A 24,826-nucleotide genomic window follows, 5' to 3' on the forward strand; every position below is an offset into this window, starting at 1 on the left:
ATGAAAACACTACTATTATTAGACGGCTTATTAAGCCCCACGGTTAGCCATCTGGCAAAGACTATGCTGACAGCCAACGCTGACAAAGCTGGAATGACTTGGGTAGAACAGCCTCAAGATGCTGAACTGATTCTGGCCATTGGCCAGAATCAGCCGGTAAACGCTGAACTCAACGGAAAAAAATTCTTTCTGTCTCCGGCCGATCTGGCTATCCGTGAGCCAGATCGGGTGCTGAACCGGGCGATGGCTGAAGCTAGCATATATCAAGCTTTGCCAGCAGCTACCGATGAAAAACCACAGGATCGGCAGTTCAATTTGGTCGCCATTACCGCCTGCCCGACCGGCGTTGCCCACACATTCATGGCCGCAGAAGCGCTTGAAACTGAAGCAAAAAAACGCGGTTGGAAGGTAAAGGTAGAAACCAGAGGGTCAGTCGGGGCAGGAAATGCCCTCTCCCAGGAAGAAATACAACAGGCCGATATGGTGTTTGTTGCTGCGGATATCGAAGTCGACCTAAGCAAATTTGCCGGTAAGCCGATGTATCGCACCTCTACCGGGCTGGCGCTGAAAAAAACGGCTCAAGAGCTGGATAAAGCGAAAGGTGAAGCTCAGATATTTCAGCCTCAGAGCGGCGCATCTTCAGCCACCGAAGGTAAGAAGAAAGAGTCCGCTGGCCCTTACCGCCACCTACTTACCGGCGTATCTTATATGCTCCCGATGGTAGTAGCCGGCGGCCTGTGCATTGCTTTATCATTTATTTTTGGTATCGAAGCCTTCAAAGAAAAAGGCACGCTTGCCGCCGCATTAATGGATATCGGAGGTACTTCCGCGTTTGCACTGATGGTACCGGTTTTAGCGGGTTATATTGCCTTTTCTATCGCTGATCGCCCGGGTTTAACGCCGGGCTTAATCGGCGGCATGTTGGCGGTGAGTACTAACGCCGGATTTCTGGGGGGAATTATCGCCGGGTTTATTGCGGGCTACGTCGCGTGGGCACTAAGTACTAAGCTTCATTTACCTAAAAGCATGGAAGCCCTGAAGCCTATTCTGATTATCCCACTGGTTGCCAGCCTGATTACCGGCTTAGCCATGATCTACGTTGTTGGCACGCCGGTAGCTAAAATAATGGAAGGGTTAACCCACTGGCTACAGGCTATGGGAACCGCTAATGCCGTTATGCTTGGTGCAGTGCTCGGTGCAATGATGTGTACCGACATGGGCGGGCCAGTTAATAAAGCGGCCTACGCTTTCAGCGTTGCCCTATTAAGTACCAAAATCTATGCCCCAATGGCTGCCGTGATGGCCGCAGGCATGGTGCCACCATTAGCCATGGGGCTGGCAACGCTGTTAGCCGCGCGTAAGTTTGCCAAAGCGGAACAAGAAGGCGGTAAAGCGGCTTTAGTTCTCGGCTTAAGCTTTATTACTGAAGGTGCCATCCCTTTTGCAGCCAAAGACCCGATGCGCGTTCTTCCATGCTGCATTGCCGGAGGTGCACTAACCGGTGCGCTATCGATGATGTTCGGTGCTCAGTTAATGGCACCGCACGGCGGTTTATTCGTGCTGTTAATTCCCGGCGCTATTCATCCGGTGCTTGGTTACTTAGGGGCAATCGTTGCAGGAACCTTACTAACGGCGGTGTCGTATGCCGTACTTAAAAAAGCGGATAGTGAACTTCCTAAAGCAATACCGATTGAGTAATAGCTTCAGATTAAATAACGTATAAACGATAACCACCTCCATAGGCGGTGGTTTAAGAATGACAGCAACAAAAAATGGCCCGATCAAATCGGGCCATTTTCAATTTAACTACTGGTCAGAAATTACTGTTTCGGACCTGCATCAGGAGACTTCATATAGCGGAAGAACTCACTGTCAGGGCTGAGAACCATAACGTCATTACCACCGCTAAAGCTGGTTTCATATGCACGTAAACTACGGATAAAGGCATAGAAATCAGGATTCTGGCTAAAGGCATCGGAAAACAGTCTGGCAGCGGTTGCGTCACCGGCACCGCGCGTCATACGCGCTTCACGCTCGGCTTCAGCCAAGGTTTTAGTAACCAAATAATCGGCCAGCGCGCGATTTTTCTCTGCCTGTTCCTTACCCTGTGAACGATGGCGACGGGCGACGGCTTCACGCTCGGCACGCATACGCTGATAAATTGCACCAGAAACTTCTGCTGGCAGGTTAATTTGCTTAATCCGCACGTCAACAACTGCAATGCCCAGCTCGTCCATGCTGTTCGCATTCGCTAAAGGCAATTTATTGTCACTCGGCAACGCCGTATTAGCAGGGTCAACCGGAGCAGGTGAATCAGACGTTCCTTTATTCAGAGCATCACGCACGTCCTGCATCAGCTTACCACGGGAGTCAGTTACGATATCTTTGATATCACGCTGACCAATTTCAGAACGCAAACGGTCACTCAGCTTACTGTTAAGAATACGCTCAGCATTAGACTGATTACCGTCACCGGTAGCTAAGTAATAGCGGCTAGGATCGGTGATTTTCCACTTAAGGAAAGAGTCAACGATCAGGTCTTTAGTTTCTTTAGTTACGAAGCGGTCAGCCTGATTATTCATGGTCTGAATACGGACATCCAGCAGCTTAACGGTATCGATTAATGGAATTTTAAAATGCAGGCCCGGCTCATAAACCCGAGGAATATCCTTCGCATCACGCAGCACTTTACCAAAGCGTAATACTATACCGCGGCTACCTTGTTCCACGACAAACAGGGAAGTGAAAACGCCGATAATGACAATAACAATGAAGGGAATAAATAATTTACGCATTAGTGATTATCCTCTTCCTAAACCAGCTGCACCAAGACGTTCAGCCTCGGCAGCATTACGCTGCTGAGTCACACCATTGGTAGTTTGTGACGCCGATGATGAACTCGAAGTCGGTTCAGGCTTACTGCTTGTTGTCGCAGATGGCGAAGGCGGAGTTGCAATACTTACGGTATTGGGCTTCGGCTCAGGGATTACCGACCCTTTGACAGCACCAGTTTTACCACGCATCAGTTGATCCAAAGGCAACACCATCAAATTATTGCCCTTATCATTCATCAACACTTTACTGGTACTACTCAGTACTTTTTCCATCGTCTCGATATACAAACGCTCACGGGTAATTTCCGGTGCGGCTTTATATTCAGGCAACAGTTTAGAGAAACGAGCAACCTCACCTTCAGCTTCCAAAACCGTCTGGACTTGATAGGCTTTAGCATTCTCAATTAAACGCTGAGCATCACCGTTAGCTTTCGGCTGAACTTCGTTGGCATAAGCTTCTGATTCGCGAATATAGCGCTGTTCATCTTCGCGAGCAGCAATCGCATCATCGAATGAAGCTTTAACTTCTTCCGGCGGACGAGCGGCCTGGAAGTTAACGTCCAGCACTTTTAATCCCATGTCATACACTTGAATAGTTTTTTCAAGTTCCTGTTTAGTATCTTCACGAACGATAGTACGCCCCTGAGTCAGGATCTTATCCATGGTGTATTTACCAATAACGGAACGCAGTGCGCTGTCAGTGGCCTGACTTAAACTGTCGTCCGCATTGGTCACGCTAAACAGATATTTAATCGGATCCGAAACCTGATACTGCACGTTCATTTCAACGCGAACCACGTTCTCATCAGAAGTCAGCATCACGCCTGAGGCAGCCAAGCCACGAACGGCTTTAGTGTTCACCGGCTTAACGGAATCAATGAAGGTAGGTTTCCAGTTCAGACCAGGACTAACCATAACCGGTTGTACCTGACCAAATCGGGTAATTACGCCTAACTCACCCTCTTTGATGGTATAGAAGCCGCTTAAGCCCCAAATCACCACGGCGACAACCGCAATAATAGCAAAAAGACGGCCTCCCATAGCCGGACCAGCGCTATTGCCGCTATTTCCACCGCCACGACCCACTTTGCCAAGCAAACCGCTCAGCTTACTAAAAATATTATCCAAATTCAGCGATTGCTGACCCCGGCCTTTATTTGATCCACCACTATTATTTCCACCGGGGTTGCCATTGTTACCGCTCCCCCACGGATCGCGGTCTTGGCCATTATTACCGGGCTGATTCCACGCCATGTTTTAGCTCCACTCATATAGGATCGTTTTATCGGGCACGATCTTGCGGGGTCCAACTAAACAATAAAGTTTACCAGACCCTGCTCTTGTTTACAGAGGCGACGCCAATCAACAATTGGCATCCTAATCACTAAACCGATGCTTCCATCTTCCTCAACCCACTCTTTAATTATGGATTGAAGCTGATAAAAACGACTACGTAACCGACCTTCTTGTACTGGTAATTTAAGTTCGTACTGCGCAATCTCACCGGAAAGACGTTCCGTTAATGCACGGAACAACAAATCAATGCCATCACCAGACTCAGCGGAAAGCCAAACCCGAATCGGCAAATTTTCTTCATTTCTATCGATACGCGGAACAAAGTTATCCAGCATATCAATCTTGTTCATCACCAACAGAGCCGGTATTTCATCGGCCTCAATTTCGGCTAAAACCTCATTAACGGCATCAATATTACCATCTATACGACCATCGGCCGCATCGACAATATGCAGCAGCAATGATGCTTGCCGGGTTTCTTGCAGCGTTGCTTTAAATGCCGCCACCAAATCGTGAGGCAAATGACGAATAAAGCCAACGGTATCGGCCAGAATAGTTACGCCAACGTCTTCAACTTCAATCCGACGCAGCGTCGGATCGAGAGTCGCAAACAGTTGGTCTGCGGCATACACTCCCGCCTCAGTAATACGATTGAAGAGGGTTGATTTCCCTGCATTCGTATAACCAACCAGCGATACGGTAGGAATATCGGCCCGCATGCGAGCACGCCTCCCTTGCTCACGCTGCTTTTCAACTTTTTCAAGCCGGGAAAGAATTTGGCGAATTCGATCCCGTAATAAACGCCGATCGGATTCCAGCTGGGTTTCACCCGGCCCGCGTAAACCTATTCCGCCTTTCTGGCGTTCTAAGTGAGTCCAACCTCGGACTAAGCGAGTAGCCAGATGCCGCAATTGCGCCAGCTCGACCTGCAGCTTTCCTTCGTGAGTCCTTGCCCGCTGGGCAAAAATATCGAGAATCAATCCAGTACGATCGATAACCCGACACTCACAAAGCCGCTCAAGGTTACGTTCCTGAGCGGGAGAGAGCGGATGGTTAAATAGCACTACGTTTGCACCGCTGGCACGCACGGCGTCGGCAATTTCCTGCGCCTTACCCTCACCGACATAATACTTAGCGTGCGGAGACTTACGGCTGCCGGTTACAATCTGTAGCGCTTCCACTCCCGCAGAGGACACCAAGGATTCAAACTCTCTGAGATCCTCTGTGTCTTTTTCTTGAGAGAAGTAAACATGAACCAGTACTGCCTGTTCTCCGGCATCGTATCGGTCAAACAAGTGCCTTACCTCTCACAGGTGAATAACTCAAACGAAATGGACTATTCAGATACATCGTCTTCCTGTTGTGGCTGACCACCTTGGTAATTGCCAACGGTTCCCGCTGGAGCATTACTGTGGTGAGATACCGGACGTGATGGAACCACGGTAGAAATGGCATGCTTATAAACCATTTGACTAACCGTATTCTTCAGCAAGATAACAAACTGATCGAAAGACTCGATTTGACCTTGTAATTTAATACCGTTCACCAGATAAATAGATACTGGAACTCGTTCACGCCGCAGTGCGTTTAAGAACGGGTCTTGTAAAGATTGCCCCTTAGCCATTTTTGTTTTCCTTTATAAATATGTGGTTTGTTACCAAGAGCCAGCGGCCCTAAAATAAACTGCGTAAAAAAGATGCATCGAGTACAAAACAAAACCATTGAGTACATTAAAGTATATAACCCATTAATTGTACACAATCACAAGCTTATACACTAACGACTCGTGTAACTCTTTCCAATGAGTGCGATAAATCGTCACTGTCTAACCAATCGATCCCTTCCCAACCTCTCAACCACGTCATCTGACGCTTAGATAGCTGCCGAGTCGCACAAATTCCCCGATAAACCATTTCAGCATGATCTATCTCTTCGTTGAGATAACTCCACATTTGCCGATATCCCACGCAGCGAATAGACGGTAAATCCAGATGTAAATCTCCTCGAGCCATAAGCACTTTTACTTCATCTTCAAATCCGGCCGCCACCATCTGATGGAAACGATCTTCTATCCGTTGATGCAATAACTCGCGCGAAGAAGGAGCTATTGCAAACTGGTGTACCAGATAAGGCAACGTATCACCAGAAACTTGTGTCAATTCTGTTAAAGTTTTACCTGAAATGTAAAAAACTTCCAGTGCTCTGCTTAAACGTTGCGGATCGTTTTGATGAATTCTTGCACCAGCCACCGGATCTATTTGCTGTAATCGCTGATGTAATGCGGCCCATCCGAGCCGTTCTGCTTCTTGCTCAATTCGCTCACGAACGGCACTGTCTGCCGGTGGTAACGGTGATAGCCCTTCAAGCAACGCTTTGAAATACAGCATGGTTCCACCGACTAGCAGCGGGATCCGTCCTGCGGCAACAATAGCGGCCATTTCTTTCAACGCATCGGTACGAAAATCCGCCGCCGAATAAGCCTCGGCGGGGTCGCGAATATCGATCAGGCGGTGCGGTGTTTCAAGCAACTCCGCCGCAGTGGGCTTAGCGGTTCCGATATCCATACCTCGATAAATCAGCGCAGAGTCAACGCTAATCACCTCAACGGGTAAATGCTTGTAAAGCGCTGACGCCAGTGCCGTTTTACCGGAAGCGGTTGGCCCCATTAAAAAAATTGCTGTTGGTTTCTTACTCATCGCTTTAACGCTGCTAACGCAGTCTGTAAATCTATCGGCGAAAGCATATGCTCCGGCGGATGAGCGATAACCTGTGGGCAGAGCCGCTCCAGATCGCCCAATAGTTGAATGGCCTGAGCCTGAGTCCAAAGCTCACACTCACCGGTTAACTTCCCGGCCAGCCAGTCAGACAGTGTTTCTGCATCCGCTTCAGGCGTGTCGCCCAAGAAATTTAATAACGCGGGTAATAACTGCTGCAAATTCTGCTGACGGAGCGGCAACGGAACGCCGTGAATCTGGGTACGGTTGCGCTCCATCGACAGATTAATGCCAAAATGACGCAGTAAATCGGCATGATGTTCAACACCCTGTTTTTCTTTAGCCCCCAGCGTTAACGCCAACGGTATCAGCAACGGCTGAGGTTTTAGCCCTTCCGTCGTGGGCATTAGTTGGGCCTGGCGTAAATAACGCTCAGCAACCGGAAGTGCCAGCAAGGCTAATGCCTGCCCGCGTTCAACAATCGCATAGCATGACTGCCAAATAGATAACACGCGGCCAAGGCTTTGAGCCGCAGTGTTGTCCAGCATTGATGCAACAACAGGAGTGACCAATTGCCCGCGGGCAGGCATTAGCGTTGTCTTGGCCTGCGGTAGTGATTCAGGTAAAACTGCAGTTTTTTCAGGAAATAATGCGGGCTTAACCACGACATCGGCAGAACCCGTACTCTCACTGGCCGGAAGATCGGTATCTAATAAGCGACGATAAACGTCATTTTCCCGGGCAACTATCGTTGGCGAGCGGGAACCCGGAGCGGTATACGAAACGGATCCATGACGCGCACCTGAAGGCTTCACCGCAGGCTGATTTTCCGCCGGGCGGTTATATTTATTCTCTCCTGCGGCTGGGCGATTCTCGGGTTGCCAGTCCGGGGAATGAATTTCTCCCTGCTCATCGACGCCATGAGATGACAGCGGTAAAGACGGTGCACCGGACTGCTGTAAGACGGTCACAACGGCCTGATAGATAAAGTCATGAACCAAACGGGACTGATGAAACCGAACTTCGTGCTTGGCCGGATGAACGTTAACGTCGACCTGATGAGGATCAACCTCTAAATAAAGCACATAAGCCGGTGCCTGATCGTCACTTAGCTGAGTCTGATACGCCTGACGAATGGCATGATTAAGCAGGCGATCGCGCATCATCCGCCCGTTAACATAACAATATTGCATATCTGCCAGCGTACGAGCACCCACCGGATCGGCAACCCAGCCGTCGATTTTCAGGTCACCGTGTTGCCACGAAATGGCTAATGCATGCTGTAAAAACGCCGTGCCACAAATACTACCTAACCGACGTTCACGGGGCTCATCGGGCTTAATTGCCCGATACTGGCGAACAAGTTTACCGTTATGCTGCAAATTAATCGTGACATCAAAACGGGCCAGAGCAATACGCCGGACCACCTCATCAATATGACCAAATTCAGTTTTTTCAGTGCGTAAGAATTTCCTGCGCGCAGGCGTGTTATAGAACAAATCCAACACTTCCAGCGACGTTCCCACCGGATGGGCGGCAGGCTTAACGCTGACGTTCATATCCCGACCTTCAGCATAGGCTTGCCAAGCTTCATTCTGCTCGGCGGTACGGGACGTTAAGGTAAGACGGGAAACCGAGCTAATACTGGCAAGCGCCTCGCCGCGAAATCCAAGGCTAACAATCGCTTCGAGATCGTCAAGAGTGGCTATTTTACTGGTGGCATGACGGGCCAGCGCTAAAGCCAGTTCGTCTTTATTGATACCACAGCCGTTATCCCGGATGCGAATCAGCTTGGCTCCGCCGCGTTCAATATCAATGTCAATGCGGGTTGCCCCGGCATCTAAGCTGTTTTCAACCAGTTCCTTAACCACGGATGCAGGCCGTTCTACAACCTCTCCGGCCGCAATTTGGTTAGCAAGCTGCGGTGGTAATACCTGAATCGACATAACAACTCCTGACAGTGATTCGCTGTTTATCAATAATCTTATGAACCGGAAATCGTCAACGTTTGTCCTAAACGAACCTCATCTGACGTCATCTTATTAGTACGTTTTAGCTCATCCATACTGATGCCGTACTTCTGGCTAATCAGAGAGAGCGTGTCACCTTTAACAACCTTATGCTTCACAACGGTTGGTGTCGTTTTTCCTGCTTCGCCTTTTTGTTTCGGTACGGAGGCAGTAGCTGTATTAGTAATGGGGCCCTTTGCCGGTACTTTCAAGCGCTGACCCAACCAAACTTCATCTTTTTTCAATGAGTTCAAATCTTTAAGCTCATTCATCGTTGTTCCATAGTTCAAAGCTATCTGAGATAGCGTATCACCACGTTCAACTACGTGAATTTGAGTTTGCCCGGACGCTGACTTCGCCGGTTCATTTGAAGCGGGCTCAGACAAGGTATTGACCGGAGCTGAGCTACCTTTTTTGGGCTTATTCTCCTTTGGCGAAGAAGACTCTAACGGGTGCGTTAAGAAATAGCTGCGTACCCCTTTATAAATCGCCTGAGCCAGTTTGTCTTGAAATGCAGCGCTGCCTAATAAACGTTCTTCATCGGTGTTAGAAATGAATCCGGTTTCTACCAATAGCGAAGGAATATCCGGGGAACGCAGCACGCCAAGGCTGGCGTGTTCAGGGCTACGCTTATGCAATGAACCAATACGCCGCAGCTCGGAAATCACTTTTACCGCAACGTCATAACCAACCCGCTGTGAGTGACCAAACTGCAGGTCCAGTACCGCCTGACTAAGGTAAGGATTAGACTCACTGTTGGCCAGAACGTCACCGGCACCGCCCAGTAATTCCGACTGTTTCTCATGCTGTTCTAACCAGTTGCCCATTTCACTATTCGCCCTGCGGTTTGACAGCACCCATACCGAAGCGCCGGTCGCGCTGCGGTTCGGTGCGGCATCGGCATGAATAGACACCAGCAGATGAGCGTTTTTATTGCGGGCAACGTCTGAGCGCCCCATCACCGAAATAAAATAGTCGCCGTCTCGGGTCAAAACCGCTTTAAACGCCGGATCGTTATCTAACAGTGCCTTCAGCTTACGCGCTACGGTTAAGGTTATCGTTTTTTCCTGTAAGCCATTAAGCCCGACGGCGCCGGAATCTTTACCCCCGTGACCGGCATCAATAGCGATAACGATTTTCTCAGAACTGCTCATTCGGCGGCTGGCCTGACGCGGCTCCGTTTTCACCACCACGTTATCCGAATTCACGGTTGAGGACTCTGAGAAGGGATTTTTTCCGGTAGATTGGGTAGATAGTTCCGGCTGAGTGACCTTAGCCTGAGTTTTAGGCTTGGTTTGAACGGCGTTTTCAGCCGTAATGGTAAATACCACCAGATACTGGCTGCCTTGCTTTTGGCTATTCGCTTTGACCGTGGAACTCTGCTTAAGCTCAAGCACCAGTTGAATACTGTCAGTATCTTTAGGCGCGCCGGACACAATACGGCTCACCAAATTCTGCCCGCTGAAGTTCAGCGGTAATCCCTGAACGGTACGCCCGCTTTGCCTGACATCAATCAATACTTTGGCCGGGCTTTTTTGGCTCGAGAAGGCATAAACCGGCTGGCTGTCAAAGGCCAGCGTCACTTTCGACTCAGCCGAACTATTATTGACCTGTATATCAACCAGTGATGCGGCTAACGCTTGCCCACTAATTAGCAGCAATAAGGCTGAGAATAAACCAATCCAACATCTTTTCATGACATTACTTTCCCTGTAACGAAACATGATACACATCATTAAGGCGAGCAAGCATAGCCTCTCCCTGAATCGTTGCCGCTGAAAGCGCAACGCAGCGGCCCTGCTCATGATAGCTAAAATGAAGCGTCAGATCGGCCTGAGGGAACATCCCGGTACCCCGCTGAGGCCATTCCACCAGACAAATACAGTCAGGCTGGAAATAATCCCGTATCCCCATGAACTCCAGCTCTTCGGGATCGGCCAAGCGGTATAAGTCAAAGTGATAAACGGTAAACTTTTCCAGTTCATAAGGCTCAACCAGAGTATAAGTCGGGCTTTTAACGTTACCTTTATGGCCTAAAGCCTGAAGAACCCCGCGGCTGAAGGTTGTTTTACCCGCGCCAAGATCCCCCAACAGATAAACAATACAGGCTTTATCGCAGGTCCCCGCCAACGCAGCGCCGAAAGCAACCGTTGCAGCTTCATCGGCTAATGTTAAAACCAATTCTTTCATGTATTCCTGAACGTTCGTCAAATAATTAAGGATTTACCAACCCGGGGATTTCCAGCAACAAATCAGTTGCCAGCATGCCTCGCTCCCCTTGGCGCAATGCAATTCGGTCTGCAACAGCGCCATGAACCACACAGCCACAAAGGGCCGCATCTAATAACGGCAGCCCTTGGCCTAACAAACTGGCAATAATACCGGACAGTATATCGCCCATTCCACCCGATGCCATGCCGGGATTACCCACGTCAGCAATGGCTAATACGCCCGACTCATCGGCAATAACGGTTCCCGCCCCTTTCAGCACCACCACGCCGCCATAGCGCTGAGCCAGTTCTGTCGCCGAATGTAAGCGGTCACTCTCAATCTGTTCTACGCTGCACTGTAATAAACGGGCGGCTTCGCCCGGGTGCGGCGTAATGATGCGATTTTGCCGTTTATCAGGCGTGATTGCCAGCAGGTTAAGACCATCGGCGTCGCACAGCATCGGTTTATCACTGGCAGAAACCTGTTTCATGGCCGCACATCCCCAGCCTGACAGCCCTAACCCCGGCCCGATAGCAATCACATCGGCCCAGTCAATAGCCGCGGCCAAATTCTCTTTATTTAACGGCTGAACCATGAGTTCTGGCCGTGCTGCAAGCATGCTGGCAATATGTTCAGCGCGAGTAAGTACTCGCACAAGACCAGCACCGGTACGCAGTGCGGCTTCTCCCGCCATACGAATAGCGCCACCGGTTCCAGTATCACCACCGACAAATAATAGTTTTCCATGTTCCCCTTTATGTGAACACGGACGACGGGGCTTAATCCACTGACTGAGACAATCTACAGTAAGACGCTGAACCGGTGGTTTTTGTTCCGCCAGCCACAGAGATAAACCTAAAGAATTATAATACAGCTTACCAACAACATCTCTCGCCTGACCGGTTAATAGCCCGGTTTTTAGCGCCAAAAAAGTCAGCGTCTGTTGGGCATAAATCACATCACCGGGCACCATACCGGTATTGGCATCCAAACCGGAAGGAACATCCAACGAAACCACCGGTGCCGGGTACCGATTAGCCTGCCTAATTAATGAAGCGTATGGCTCTCTGGGCGCAGATTGAATGCCGGTTCCGAGTAAACCGTCAATAATCAAATCACAGTTCAGCGGCCAGGCGGCATGGTGGGAAAGAATCTGACCATCGTTATTGACCCAATTGTCTCTGGCCAGCTGAGCCTCAAGCGGGATCGGGCTATCTCCAGTGCAGCTAACGATAGTAATTTCTATGCCATACTGTTTAGCACATCGGGCAATAACATAGCCATCACCGCCGTTATTACCATGACCGCACAAAATCAGCCAGCGCCAGGCATCAGGGTAGAGCCGACGGCACAGCGCAAACGCAGCCTCACCGGCCCGTTCCATCAGTTGATAAAGCGATACGCCACAATGCTGCGCCCCCCTTGTTTCATTTTCTCTAATCCAGTCGGCGCGAAATACAGAATATGGTAAACTCGCCGCGTCTCTGTTTCGTTGATGGTCTATCATGTCGCGTCCTCTCGATTTCAATCTATTAGCCCAAGATATCAAGCTGTGGGGCCAGGCACTAGGTTTTCAGCAGGTTGGTATCTGTAATACCGATCTGACTGAAGAACAACCGAAGCTACAGGCATGGCTCGATCGGCAATACCACGGAGAAATGGCGTGGATGGCACGCTATGGCATGCTACGCGCCAGACCGCACGAACTCCACCCCGGAACGCTGCGGGTTATCAGCGTGAGGATGAACTATCTCCCGCCTGCTGCCGCCTTTGCTCAAACGCTAAAAAATCCTGAACTCGGCTATATTAGCCGTTATGCGCTGGGTCGCGACTACCATAAGGTACTGCGCCAGCGGCTAAAAAAGCTGGGAGAACAAATTCAAGCCTACTGTGGCGAACTCAATTTTCGCCCCTTTGTTGATTCGGCACCGATTATGGAACGACCTCTGGCCGCCAAAGCCGGTATTGGCTGGACAGGTAAGCACTCACTAATTATCAACCGCGAGGCGGGTTCTTGGTTCTTTCTGGGCGAACTGTTGGTTGACTTACCGCTTCCCGTTGACACTCCGGTAGAAGAAGGCTGCGGCCGCTGCGTTGCCTGCATGACGCTTTGCCCGACCGGGGCCATTGTGGAACCTTACGTAGTGGACGCCCGACGCTGCATATCTTACCTGACGATCGAACTGGAAGGCGTTATTCCCGAAGAATTACGGCCGTTAATGGGAAACCGAATTTATGGCTGTGATGATTGCCAGATGACTTGCCCGTGGAACCGGCTATCCCAGCTGACCAACGAAGCAGATTTTTACCCTCGTAGCTATCTATACCAGCCGCCGCTCTTGGAGCTCTTCAGTTGGAATGAGTCAACTTTCCTACATAACACCGAAGGATCGCCGATCCGCCGGATCGGCTATTTCCGCTGGCTGCGTAATATCAGCGTTGCGCTAGGCAATGCGCCATATCAGGCTGAAATAGTACAGTCTCTTGAACAGCATAAAGGGATAAGTCCGTTACTGGATGAACATATTGAATGGGCTATCGCTCAGCAAATATCACGCCGCAACAACGACTGCATTGAAATACAACAGCCAAAGCAGAAACGCTTAATCCGGTCGGTAGAAAAAGGCTTACCGAGAGATGCATAAAACACCTAATAACGCACAGATAAAAGCATAAAATAAATAATCAAGCCGCTGTGCATAAAAAAATAAAATACGTTATCTATCAACTGCAAAAAAAACTACAAGCGATCCATGCAACATTTTAAAATTAAAAAACTCTTTTAATTTCATATGGTCATAGTTTAAATATTTGATATGGCGTAAATGACCAAGTTATACACTGAAGATATAATTTTGTGGATAACTCTGTTGACAATATTACTACAAAATAGAAATCAAGCGATTTTTTAGTTCAGAATTAACGCGGAAACAACTGGCGCAAGACAGCGTTCTAATCCGCCGCGCATTATACTGCTCCTACGGCTTTATTCCCATATCACCGCCATGAAGCATTACCAATAACATATTGGTGCATCGCGCTGTTAGATAGAAATATGCAAAAGATACAGAGATAACGCAGCAGTACCTTGAGGATCCCAACAAAAAGAATAAAACGGATTGGCGAAGAGAAGGTTTTGAGGATAATTAACCTAATGGCCATCTCAAGCCGATTCCCCCTTCGCTGACAACATTACTCAAAAACTAAGCCGAAGGTTAGCATCAATATTCTCAATTAATGGAAGAGGAACCTGATGCTCGGTAGCCAAAGAGCGCCATAAAGAAACTTGGCCTATTGTTTCATCAATTATTGAATCTATCTTCTCCCGGCTAAAAATTGGGCTCAATTTCTCCAATGAATAAAAATCTTGTCGAGAAAAATCGTCTCGTTTCCCATTCAAACTCATCCAATGACTATTGACCCATTTACTGCCGGGTTTGTAGCTATATGCCAAATCATAGGCAGGAGCTAGTTGCCATCTGCCATCATCATTCAAAATGAATGCAAAGTTTTTAGAATGGTCATCATGGTTACGCGCAACGATGTTAAACACCATTCGTTTAAACAGCTCTTCAGCTTCTGTAGCTGCGAGCCGGAGTTCTCGAGCAACCCCAAATAGCTCCGAATAAGAATAGGCTCCGGGCATTTTATAATCGACGTGCGCCATACCGTTGAGCGTCTGTACATGAATCTTCTTATTACAAACCCGATCAAATCGTTGAGTAAGAAAGTGACGCCGGTTACCCTCTTCAAGCAGACTGCACGGCATCATATTGATACCGCAAGATGTAGCCATGAGATGGTAAACATACTCCATGGCTCCGTAGCCCATTGGGTCACCAAATGTTTCTACGTCTTTATTATTTCCACTAACGCCATCGAATTTCATTAGGTAGTGGGTAAAACCGGAAGGTACGTTTGTTTGCCCAGAGCGCACCTGCGTAAAATCCTTATTAAAGGCGAGAACAGCCTTTGGTCTGGCTCCTCCGGCACTCATTCCAACAGAAAGCAAAGACAGTATAGCCTCCCGGTTCTCCTGCCCATTGTTAGCAAATGAGACCGTAAAATCGTTTCGGCTATCAAGGATCTCTTGAGCAACGTTAATTAAAGATTTGATTTCAACTTGTTGAAAAGCATTAAGGCTTTTAATTCTGGTTGCTGGCGCATATTCAAGAGCACCCATGCCGCGTTTGCCAGTGTACTGAAGCCGTTGCAGCGGCGTAATGTCGCTAGGCTGCTTACCTTTACTGGCAGCCCAAGCATTTAGAACAGCGTTACCAAAATCATCAGGCAGTGAATCAGCTATAAGCCCCGGCAATCCTTTGTAAGTCTCATAATTAAGCCCGGGAAACGAATAGATCTGACCTGCTAGCGGCATTTTAATCGGAGATAGCTCGATTCCAGTACGGATAAACGAGGGCTCATATTCAAATGCTCCAATACCCGTTTCAGTATCAAAGCTTACCGCACCAATACTATATTCTCGGTATTGCACGTTAATAGCCTCCATTACCATTTAGGGAGCACCTCTTTCTCGATGGTTTTTTTACCCGATGCCCTTTGACGTTTTTTAGCCTGCAGCTTGGCTAGCTGAAGTGGGGAAATGTCCTGTTTGGGTAAAAACTTATCGATATTATCGGCTAGGTTCAAAGCCATCATGATGGCAACTAAATACTCCAGCTGTACCTTACCTTTCTCGGCACCCATAACGACCTTTCGGGAAACCCCAGAAAGATTGGCGACTTCAATTTGTGTCAGGTTGGCATTTAGCCGCGCCTGTTTGAGCCGCTCGCCAACCTCTTCAGCTATTGCAGCAGGAGAGCCTCTTTCTTTACCCATGTTATGGTTACCATTAAGGAACATTAGTTGGATTAATTGCCATTTAAGTTACTATTTTAGGATATTACAGCCAATAATGAAACACATGGTAGTAACCAAATTCTCATTAACCTATTTAAAGTTACCACATTGGGTCTTTATTGGCAATAAATGCCAATAAAGTTACTTTTTAGTATCTTTATATAATATTTAAATACCATCACTATCCTTATTCAAACATACGCTTTCCACGCACGATAGGCGCGTCAGAATAGCGATCCGCTCAATTCTATTTTCGCTGAATAAGCTCTGGTATTTTAGGATGCCAAGATGACGGATGCCGCGTTACGTCGGCTCACCCATTATTGGGGCAAATAGCGAATTCTACAAATTATCCACGATGCTGTACTGATTTCTGATTAAAGAAGTACAACCAATGGTGGTTTTAAGAAAAATTTATTTGAAGGAGGTAAGGATAAAACTGAACGTTCAACTTTTGATGACTGATGGAATGGAATTCCATAGATTGGACTTGGAGCGGGAAACGAGACTCGAACTCGCGACCCCGACCTTGGCAAGGTCGTGCTCTACCAACTGAGCTATTCCCGCATTAAGTGCCGTAATCTTTTTAACTACTATTAGAACTACTACTCGAACTACTTTAGAGCTTGGAGCGGGAAACGAGACTCGAACTCGCGACCCCGACCTTGGCAAGGTCGTGCTCTACCAACTGAGCTATTCCCGCATTAAGCGCCGTAATCTTTTTAACTACTATTAGAACTACTACTCGAACCACTTTAGAATTTGGAGCGGGAAACGAGACTCGAACTCGCGACCCCGACCTTGGCAAGGTCGTGCTCTACCAACTGAGCTATTCCCGCGCACCAAACGCCGAACGAATTAACGTTACGGGATGCGCATTATACGAAAATTAGCCCAAGCCGCAAGCTCCTTCGGTGAAAAAAAGCGCCTTTTTATTTTACATGCCTATTAAAACAGCACTCTGGTTTAATTAACACCGTTATCAATTACGCCTGAATAAAGTGCTCACGGTAATAGGCCAGCTCAGCAATCGAATCGCGAATATCATCCAATGCCTGATGAGCACTTTGCTTTTTAATACCGGCCAGAATTTCAGGTTTCCAGCGACGGGCCAGCTCTTTCAGTGTGCTAACGTCCAGATAACGATAATGGAAGTACTGCTCCAGCTCCGGCATATACCGATAAAGAAAACGGCGATCCTGTCCAATACTGTTACCGCAAATCGGTGAGCATCCGGCCGGTACCCACTGTTTTAAAAATTCGATGGTTTGTAGCTCGGCGGTACGCTCATCAACCGGGCTATCCTTGACCTTCTGGACCAGACCGCTAGCGGTGTGGGTGGTGGTATTCCACTCATCCATAATCGACATATGCTCGTCAGTCTGATGGATAGCAAAAACCGGGCCTTCCGCCAAAACGTTCAGGTTTGCGTCCGTCACAATGGTGGCAATCTCAATAATGCGATTGCGCTCAGGATCTAATCCGCTCATTTCCAGATCGATCCAAATCAGGTTATTCTCACTTCCAGACATTATGTTTCCTGCGTTATTAAGCCTACATCAGTGTATCATAGTCGTTTAAAGCGCTCCGAGCGACTATCGCCGTTCTTGAAAGGTAATTTTTGTGAGTAAAAATCAACTGTCTAAAGGCCAACAACGGCGCGTTGCTGCCAACCATCAGCGACGCTTACAAACCTCAGATAAACGCCCTGAGCCAGACGACTCCCTGTTTGGTGAAGCCCAGGAAGGCATTGTTATCAGCCGTTTTGGCAAACATGCTGACGTAGAAGCCGCTGACGGCAGCGTACACCGCTGTAATATCCGTCGCACTATTGGCTCACTCGTCACCGGCGATCGCGTAGTGTGGCGTGCCGGTACTCAGGCACAAACGTCCGGTACCCATATTGTCAAAGGCATTATCGAAGCGGTTCATGAACGCACATCGGTACTGACCCGGCCAGATTTTTACGATGGCATTAAGCCTATCGCCGCTAATATCAACCAAATCGTTATTGTTTCGGCCATTTTACCGGAGCTATCGCTAAATATTATTGACCGCTATCTGGTCGCCTGCGAAACCCTCAACGTTGAACCCATCATCGTACTCAATAAAGTCGATCTGTTAGATGAAGAAGGCCGTGAGTTTATTAACCAAACCATGGAAATCTATCAGGATATTGGCTACAAGGTGCTACAGGTTTCCAGCTATACCGGTGAAGGGATGGTTGAGCTGAAGGAGAACCTTGCCGGTCGTATTAGCATTTTTGCCGGTCAGTCCGGCGTGGGCAAATCCAGCCTGTTAAACGCGCTGCTGCCGGAAGACGAAGCAATCATCAGCGTTGGTGAGGTTTCCGATAACTCCGGCCTCGGCCAACATACCACCACCGCATCGCGCCTGTATCATGTAGTCGATGGTGGTGACATTATTGATTCACCGGGCGTTCGTGAATTCGGGCTATGGCACCTAGAACCGGAACAGGTAACCCAAGGTTATGTTGAATTTCGTGACTATATCGGCCACTGTAAGTTCAGGGACTGTAAACACATAACTGACCCCGGCTGCGCCATCAAAACCGCTGTGGACGAAGGTAAAATATCTGAAGAACGTTACGATAACTATCTCAAGATATTAGAAAGTATGGCAGAAGCCCGGGTCAGGAAAAATACCTGAGGCACTGGCCAATGCGCAATAACGCCACGCGGCACTAAATGAAACATTGCCGGTTATTTATGGTCATAATCAACGCAACAACCGTGCTGACATGCAGCGTCAGCCCCGTTACAATGCGCCACTTTATTATTTGTACGTCAATAAGTTAAAGCGAAGAGGTTTTCTGTGCTGGATAGTATAAAGATACAACTACAATATTTACTGCCTAAACAGGGGCTTACCTGTCTTGCCGGTTGGGGAGCAAACAAGCAGGCGGGCTGGTTAACCCGGCTGGTGGTAAAAGCTTTTGCTAAATATTATCGTGTTGATATGCAAGAAGCCGTAGAACCAAATACCGACGCCTACTTAACGTTCAATGAGTTCTTCGTTCGCCCGCTGCGCGATGGTGCCCGCCCGATCGTTGATGGTCCGCAGCAGTTAGCCCTGCCTGCCGATGGCGCTATCAGCCAGTTAGGCCAAATTACCGCCGGTAAAATTCTGCAGGCAAAAGGCCACGACTACTCGCTAGAAGCCCTGCTGGCCTGCAATATGCCCATGGTTGAAAAATTCCAAAACGGTCTGTTTGCTACCACCTATCTTTCGCCACGCGATTACCATCGGGTTCACATGCCGTGCCGCGGCGTTCTGCGTGAAATGCTGTATGTTCCCGGCGATCTGTTCTCGGTGAATCCATTAACGGCAGAAAACGTTCCGAACCTGTTTGCCCGCAACGAGCGGGTTATTTGCCTGTTTGATACGGAATTTGGCCCGATGGCCCAAATTCTGGTTGGCGCGACCATCGTTGGCAGTATCGAAACCGTATGGGCAGGAACCATTACCCCGCCGCGCCAGGGCGTTTTACAACGCTGGACTTACCCAACAGAGGGCGATCAAGCCATTGTTCTGGATAAAGGCGCAGAAATGGGCCGGTTCAAACTAGGCTCAACCGTGATCAACCTGTTTGCAGAAAATCGCGTAACGCTGTCTCCGGCGCTACAGAGCAAATCACCAACCCGGATGGGTGAACTGTTTGCCCAAGCGATCTAAACTGATTTAACTTACCGGGCTGCTCAACAAGAGCCCGGTTTACCATAACCCGTTCGCCAGTTACCCGACAATACCAACGCGGGCATTGTTTCAGGCGGGTATCAAGGAATACATCGATGCGTTTAATCTTGACCTTGTTAATGAGCCTGATACTCATTTTTCCCGTTCAGGCAGCAGTTCAGCCCGATGACGGGCAGATCAAGCAGGAGATAAAGCAGGCTGAAGCCCACAAGGAGATGCCTAATCAGAAAGATATTCTTGATGCCTATCAGAGCGCGCTCGGCTGGATCAACGAACGTAATGAATCGATTGCCCGCAGCCAGCAATATCGCAAAGCCATCGATGAATTTCCCAAAATAACTAAATCGCTGCGCACTCAATTAGAAAATCTGACGACCGATCCGCAGGCACCGCCGACTAACCTAAACGTGCCCGATCTGGAACAGCTCTCTATCCAGACCAACAGCCAGCTGCTTGAGCTCTCCCGACAGTTACAGCAGGAACAAGAACGTTCCCGTGAAATCAATAATTCCCTGACTCAGCTACCGTTACAGCTCGCCTCTACCCGTAAGGCACTGGGTGATGCAGAGTCTGGGCTACCTGCACAGTCCTCCGTTAATACTCCGATCAGTCAGGCTAAGGCCACTCAGCTTCAGGCTGAAATATCATTCTACAAAACGAAAGTTGATGAGCTTGAACTGGAACAGCTGTCAGCCAGTAACCGTCAGGAAATATCCCGTTTACAGGCTGAGTTATTAAAAAACAATCAAACCAAAACCGATAAGCTGCTGCAGTTAATCAATGCGCAGTTAAACAATCAGCGACAGACTGAAACGCAACAAACGCTGGAACATACCACTCAACTAGCGGAACAAAACGGCGATTTACCGGCTTCCGCGCGTAAGCTGCTACAGAGCAATCAAGAACTGTCCGAACTACTCAGCAAACAGGCGACCCGGATGGATGAAATATCCACCGAGCAGCGCTCTACCATTGCTAACACTTTACAGGTCCGTCAGGCCCTGAGCTCATTGGCCGAACAGTCCCAATGGCTTAGCATGTCGACCGCGTTGGGCGAAAGCTTACGCATGCAGGTTTCACGCCTGCCGGAAATGCCAAAACCGCAGCCACTGGACAGCGAAATGGCAGAAATGCGGGTACAGCGCCTAAGTCTGGAAGATCGCCGGGATCAACTCTCCCATATGGGGCCACTGACTCAGGATGATGGCCAACCGTTAACCGCCAGTCAGCAAGACTTGGTTAAACAGCAGATTAAAATGCAACAGGAGTTACTGTCATCGCTGTTATCTGGATATGACACCTTAATTCTTGAGATAACCAAGCTTAAAGTCTCTAACAATCAGTTAATTGAAGCATTAGTTGAAATTAAAGATGCCTCTCATCGCTATCTGTTCTGGGTGGCTGACGTTAACCCGCTCGACCTCGGCTATCCGATTGACGTTGCCAAGGATCTGACCAAGTTAGTCTCGCTTGATACGCTGTCAGAGCTCAGTGGCGCATTTAAAATGATGCTGACCACCAAAGAGTCAGTGGGGTTTATTATAGCGGCCCTACTTCTGGTTGGATTTAGCATTAGCTCAAGGCGCCACTATCAATCATTTCTCGAGCGGGTTTCATCGCGCATTGGCAAAGTAACGCAAGACCATTTCTCTTCCACTATTCGTACCGTATTTTGGTCAGTTCTGGTCGCTTTACCGCTGCCGGTACTCTGGGGCGCACTGGCTTACGGTTTGGAACACGCATGGCAATATCCGATAGCGGTTTCAATTGGTGAAGGCGTTAGCGCGACAATTCCGCTGATGTGGGTATTTATGATCAGCGCCAGCTTTGCTCACCCTCAAGGGTTGTTTATCGCCCACTTCCGCTGGTCACAGTCGCGGGTAGCTAGAGCCATGCGCTATTACCGGCTTTCCGTCTGGCTGGTCGTTCCGCTAATTATTGCCGCTATCAGCTTTGATAATTTTAACGATCGTGAATTTTCCGGTACGCTTGGCCGCCTGTGCTTTATTCTGCTGTGCGGTGCTCTGGTCATGATGACGACCAATCTGAGGCGGGCCGGTATTCCGCTGTACCTCGATCGCAAAGGCTCCGGCGAAAACGTGGTTAATCAGGCGCTATGGGGGTTCTTAATCTGTGCGCCTATCGTTGCCGCTCTGGCCTCATTCTTTGGCTACCTAGGTACTTCTCAGGCTCTGTTGCTACGGCTGGAAGCGTCGGTCGCCATCTGGTTCGGCCTGTTGGTGGTTTACCACATTATCCGGCGCTGGATGCTCATTCAGCGACGCCGTATTGAGTTCGATCGGGCCAAACAGCGCCGTGCGGAACGCCTAGCCCAGCGGGCTAAAGGTGAGGAAGAGAGTACGCCTAGCAGCTCATCCGAAAGCAATATGTTAGATATTGACGAACCGGTAGTGGTCGATCTCGACGCCATCAGCGCCCAGTCGCTACAGCTGGTTCGCTCTATTCTGGCCATGATCGCGCTGGTATCCCTGATTATCCTATGGTCAGAGATCCACTCCGCCTTTGCTTTCTTAGAAAACATTAAGCTATGGGATGTCACCTCAACGGTTCAGGGGGCTGACAGCATTCAGTCCATTACGCTGGGCTCAGTACTGATCGCTATTCTGGTATTCATTGTCACCACCCAGTTAGTGCGTAATTTACCCGCACTGTTGGAACTGGCCATTCTTCAGCATCTGGATCTGTCACCGGGTACCGGCTATGCCATATCCACGATAACCAAATACATTCTGATGCTAATTGGCGGCCTAGTTGCCTTCTCGATGATCGGGGTCGACTGGTCGAAGCTTCAGTGGTTAATCGCCGCATTGGGTGTGGGCTTGGGCTTTGGCCTGCAGGAAATCTTCGCCAACTTTATTTCCGGCCTGATTATCCTGTTTGAAAAGCCCATCAGGATAGGCGATACCGTAACCATTCGTGATTTGACTGGTTCAGTGACGAAAATTAATACCCGCGCGACCACCATCGTTGACTGGGACCGTAAAGAGATTATCGTTCCGAACAAGGCGTTTATTACCGAACAGTTTGTTAACTGGTCGCTGTCTGATTCGGTTACCCGTATCGTACTGACGGTACCCGCCACGGCCGAGACCGATCCAAATCTGGTCAAATCCATACTGGAAAACGCCGCTCACAAATGCCAGTACGTATTGGATACTCCTCAACCCGATGCGTTCTTGGTAGATATCCAGCAGGGCATTCAGATTTTTGAACTACGCGTATTCGCCGCCGACATGGGCATGCGCATGCCGTTGCGCCACGAAATGCACAGCCTCATCCTGCAATCCTATGGCGAACACGGCCTAACGCTGCCGTTCCCACCGTTCCAGATGCGGACCGACGCGGTTTCACGCGTAGGAAACAGGTCTAAACTCAAAGCCGGTGAGCTTTAAATAAACAAAGGGCACCTAACGGTGCCCTTTGACTGATGACAAACCTCATACATTAAAACGTATGTCCGAAAAGACTCAAACTGAGGGAGAGGGTTCCATTGGGGTCGTAGCTGCGTGAGCAACCGAAGCCCCCTAAGAATCCTAAGCCCGAAGCGCTTTGCACCTAAAAATATCATCCCTCAGCCGCTAGGAAGAACCAATATTCCGATGTTGATTATGCGGACGAAACTTACGCTGAAATCAAATTAAACGACTTGGTCAGCAATCTCAGAATGCCTGACGGCATCCTTTACTAAAAATAGGATTTAAGCCCGCTCCACCGTAAACGCCATCACATCGCTAATCGACGCGCTATCCAGCGCAATCATAATCAAACGATCGACGCCCAGCGCTACGCCAGAACATTCCGGCATACCGTACTTCAACGCCGCTAAGAAATTTTCATCTATCGGATGAATCGGTAAACCGCGGACTTCGCGCTTACGGTTTTCCTGCTCAAAGCGCTGACGCTGCTCTCCCGCATCGGTTAGCTCTCTGAAACCGTTAGCCAGTTCAACACCCTTATAGTAAACCTCGAAGCGTTCGGCAACCCGGTGATCTTCAGTGCTGATTTCAGCCAAAGAGGCCTGAGTCGCAGGGAAATGATACACAAAGGTCGGTTTTTCCTGACCAATATGCGGTTCAACGCCAAAGGCAAACAGCATTTGCAGCAGCGTATCGCGATCTTCCTCGCGGCTAGCCAGCTCTTCCATATCTAATTTAGCCGCGGCGGCCCGAAGTTGGGTTTTATCCGCAGACAGCGGATCTAATTCCAAATGGCGAATAAAAATTTGCTGATAAGAGACCACTTCGCTCGCGTCACAGTCGAGAATCTGCTGCAAAAGATCGTCAACTTCGTTCATCAGGCGATACATATCGAAATGCGGGCGATACCATTCCAACATGGTAAATTCAGGATTATGGTAGCGGCCTGCTTCTTCATTACGAAAACTTTTACCCATCTGATAGATAGGCCCGCTTCCGGCTGCCAGTAAACGCTTCATATGAAACTCAGGGCTGGTCATTAAGTACAACGTCAGGCCATCGGCCGCGCCCGGCCCAACAAAACGGGTCTCAAAAGGGAATAAATGAATATCAGTGACCGTTGCCTGGCTCATGGCTGGGGTATCGACTTCCAATACGCCGCGTTCGGAAAAAAAACGCCGCATATCACCAATAATTTTGGCGCGCTTTAATAGCTTTGCAATAGAGGCATTGGGCTGCCAGCTTGCCACATCGCTCATGGTGACCTACTCCAAATTTAAATTTGTCCGGCAGTCTACCTGCATCCTATCCGACAAACAAATTTACCACTGATTTAGCCCGAACAACTGAGAGTTCAGTCGCGCGGCCGACATAAAAACACAATTATTTAATATAATGATCACATTTCGTTAATAATTTAATTTTAAAAAAAAAGTTATTGTTTATTCTTGATAGATAACTACAAAAAAAATCGAACGCATCAATATTCACATACATAATATTAGATAGAATAACCGTCTTATACTAAACCTACCGCTATTTTTGGTGGTAGACGCGATTATCGTCAGATTATCCTAAAGCTGTGGACATATAACACGCTTGGAAAATATTACTCTTTTTACACTTTAACTGGAACATTTGGAGGAATGCAGTGCAAACCTTTAACGCTGATATTGCTATCATCGGTGCCGGTGGCGGCGGCCTTCGCGCCGCTATCGCCGCCGCCGAAGCTAATCCCGAACTCACCA

At 48.7% G+C, this 24,826-nt stretch carries 18 protein-coding genes and 3 tRNA genes; 5 read left to right on the forward strand and 16 right to left on the reverse strand.

The window, feature by feature from the left end:
- Nucleotides 1-1,698 (forward strand): PTS fructose transporter subunit IIBC, encoded by a 1,698-nt coding sequence (fruA, locus tag GVI43_RS13415; RefSeq protein ID WP_159567366.1) that lies wholly within the window; start codon nt 1-3, stop codon nt 1,696-1,698.
- Between the two features lie 122 nt (nt 1,699-1,820).
- On the opposite strand, the gene hflC is transcribed toward fruA, so the two are convergent.
- From hflC to nnr, 9 genes are all read right to left on the reverse strand, one after another.
- On the reverse strand, nt 1,821-2,795 hold the full coding sequence (gene hflC / locus GVI43_RS13420) for a protease modulator HflC (RefSeq protein WP_159567367.1): 975 nt from the start codon (nt 2,793-2,795) through the stop codon (nt 1,821-1,823).
- Nucleotides 2,796-2,801: 6 nt separating this feature from the next.
- Nucleotides 2,802-4,088: an FtsH protease activity modulator HflK gene (gene hflK, locus GVI43_RS13425; protein WP_159567368.1), complete on the reverse strand. Its 1,287-nt coding sequence runs from the start codon at nt 4,086-4,088 to the stop codon at nt 2,802-2,804.
- 56 nt (nt 4,089-4,144) lie between these two features.
- Nucleotides 4,145-5,425: a ribosome rescue GTPase HflX gene (gene hflX, locus GVI43_RS13430; protein ID WP_159567369.1), complete on the reverse strand. Its 1,281-nt coding sequence runs from the start codon at nt 5,423-5,425 to the stop codon at nt 4,145-4,147.
- A 41-nt stretch (nt 5,426-5,466) separates the two neighbouring features.
- Nucleotides 5,467-5,754 (reverse strand): RNA chaperone Hfq, encoded by a 288-nt coding sequence (gene hfq / locus GVI43_RS13435; protein WP_159567370.1) that lies wholly within the window; start codon nt 5,752-5,754, stop codon nt 5,467-5,469.
- Nucleotides 5,755-5,899: 145 nt separating this feature from the next.
- The gene (miaA, locus tag GVI43_RS13440) at nt 5,900-6,826 is read right to left on the reverse strand and encodes a tRNA (adenosine(37)-N6)-dimethylallyltransferase MiaA (protein ID WP_159567371.1); all 927 of its coding nucleotides are present in this window, start codon (nt 6,824-6,826) and stop codon (nt 5,900-5,902) included.
- Nucleotides 6,823-8,790, reverse strand: a complete 1,968-nt coding sequence (mutL, locus tag GVI43_RS13445; RefSeq protein ID WP_159567372.1) for a DNA mismatch repair endonuclease MutL — start codon at nt 8,788-8,790, stop codon at nt 6,823-6,825. Before mutL ends, miaA begins: the two co-directional genes overlap by 4 nt.
- Before the next feature lie 38 nt (nt 8,791-8,828).
- Nucleotides 8,829-10,550: an N-acetylmuramoyl-L-alanine amidase AmiB gene (gene amiB / locus GVI43_RS13450; RefSeq protein WP_246201859.1), complete on the reverse strand. Its 1,722-nt coding sequence runs from the start codon at nt 10,548-10,550 to the stop codon at nt 8,829-8,831.
- Between the two features lie 4 nt (nt 10,551-10,554).
- Nucleotides 10,555-11,043 (reverse strand): tRNA (adenosine(37)-N6)-threonylcarbamoyltransferase complex ATPase subunit type 1 TsaE, encoded by a 489-nt coding sequence (tsaE, locus tag GVI43_RS13455; RefSeq protein ID WP_159567374.1) that lies wholly within the window; start codon nt 11,041-11,043, stop codon nt 10,555-10,557.
- 25 nt (nt 11,044-11,068) lie between these two features.
- Nucleotides 11,069-12,571: a bifunctional ADP-dependent NAD(P)H-hydrate dehydratase/NAD(P)H-hydrate epimerase gene (nnr, locus tag GVI43_RS13460; protein ID WP_159567375.1), complete on the reverse strand. Its 1,503-nt coding sequence runs from the start codon at nt 12,569-12,571 to the stop codon at nt 11,069-11,071.
- On the opposite strand from nnr, the gene queG reads away from it, so the two are divergent.
- Nucleotides 12,570-13,709 carry a tRNA epoxyqueuosine(34) reductase QueG gene (queG, locus tag GVI43_RS13465; RefSeq protein ID WP_159567376.1) on the forward strand — a complete coding sequence of 380 codons (1,140 nt, stop codon included), beginning with the start codon at nt 12,570-12,572 and terminating at the stop codon, nt 13,707-13,709. The two genes, nnr and queG, sit on opposite strands and share 2 nt — an antisense overlap.
- 551 nt (nt 13,710-14,260) lie before the next feature.
- Here queG and GVI43_RS13470 read toward each other — a convergent pair.
- The 6 genes from GVI43_RS13470 to orn all read right to left on the reverse strand — a co-directional run bounded on the left by GVI43_RS13470 (nt 14,261) and on the right by orn (nt 17,456).
- Nucleotides 14,261-15,580, reverse strand: coding sequence for a type II toxin-antitoxin system HipA family toxin (locus GVI43_RS13470; protein ID WP_159567377.1), 1,320 nt, complete (start codon nt 15,578-15,580; stop codon nt 14,261-14,263).
- A complete protein-coding gene (locus GVI43_RS13475) occupies nt 15,574-15,903 on the reverse strand; it encodes a helix-turn-helix domain-containing protein (protein WP_159567378.1) in 330 nt (109 codons plus the stop codon). Before GVI43_RS13475 ends, GVI43_RS13470 begins: the two co-directional genes overlap by 7 nt.
- A 512-nt stretch (nt 15,904-16,415) precedes the next feature.
- A tRNA-Gly gene (locus GVI43_RS13480) sits at nt 16,416-16,491 on the reverse strand.
- Nucleotides 16,492-16,551: 60 nt separating this feature from the next.
- Nucleotides 16,552-16,627 (reverse strand) — tRNA-Gly (locus GVI43_RS13485).
- Between the two features lie 60 nt (nt 16,628-16,687).
- Nucleotides 16,688-16,763 (reverse strand) — tRNA-Gly (locus GVI43_RS13490).
- Nucleotides 16,764-16,910: 147 nt separating this feature from the next.
- Nucleotides 16,911-17,456 (reverse strand): oligoribonuclease, encoded by a 546-nt coding sequence (orn, locus tag GVI43_RS13495; RefSeq protein ID WP_159567379.1) that lies wholly within the window; start codon nt 17,454-17,456, stop codon nt 16,911-16,913.
- A gap of 91 nt (nt 17,457-17,547) precedes the next feature.
- Between orn and rsgA the strand changes: the two genes are divergently transcribed.
- From rsgA to mscM, 3 genes are all read left to right on the forward strand, one after another.
- A complete protein-coding gene (gene rsgA / locus GVI43_RS13500) occupies nt 17,548-18,594 on the forward strand; it encodes a small ribosomal subunit biogenesis GTPase RsgA (protein WP_159567380.1) in 1,047 nt (348 codons plus the stop codon).
- Nucleotides 18,595-18,759: 165 nt separating this feature from the next.
- Nucleotides 18,760-19,620: an archaetidylserine decarboxylase gene (gene asd / locus GVI43_RS13505; RefSeq protein WP_159567381.1), complete on the forward strand. Its 861-nt coding sequence runs from the start codon at nt 18,760-18,762 to the stop codon at nt 19,618-19,620.
- 116 nt (nt 19,621-19,736) lie between these two features.
- Nucleotides 19,737-23,054 (forward strand): miniconductance mechanosensitive channel MscM, encoded by a 3,318-nt coding sequence (gene mscM, locus GVI43_RS13510; RefSeq protein WP_159567382.1) that lies wholly within the window; start codon nt 19,737-19,739, stop codon nt 23,052-23,054.
- 305 nt (nt 23,055-23,359) lie between these two features.
- Here the strand turns inward: mscM and epmA are convergent, their stop codons facing one another.
- Nucleotides 23,360-24,337 carry an elongation factor P--(R)-beta-lysine ligase gene (gene epmA, locus GVI43_RS13515; RefSeq protein ID WP_159567383.1) on the reverse strand — a complete coding sequence of 326 codons (978 nt, stop codon included), beginning with the start codon at nt 24,335-24,337 and terminating at the stop codon, nt 23,360-23,362.
- Nucleotides 24,338-24,826: the final 489 nt, after the last annotated feature.

The sequence above is a fragment of the Budvicia diplopodorum genome (assembly GCF_009800925.1).
GTDB classification, from domain to species: Bacteria; Pseudomonadota; Gammaproteobacteria; order Enterobacterales; family Enterobacteriaceae; genus Budvicia; species Budvicia diplopodorum.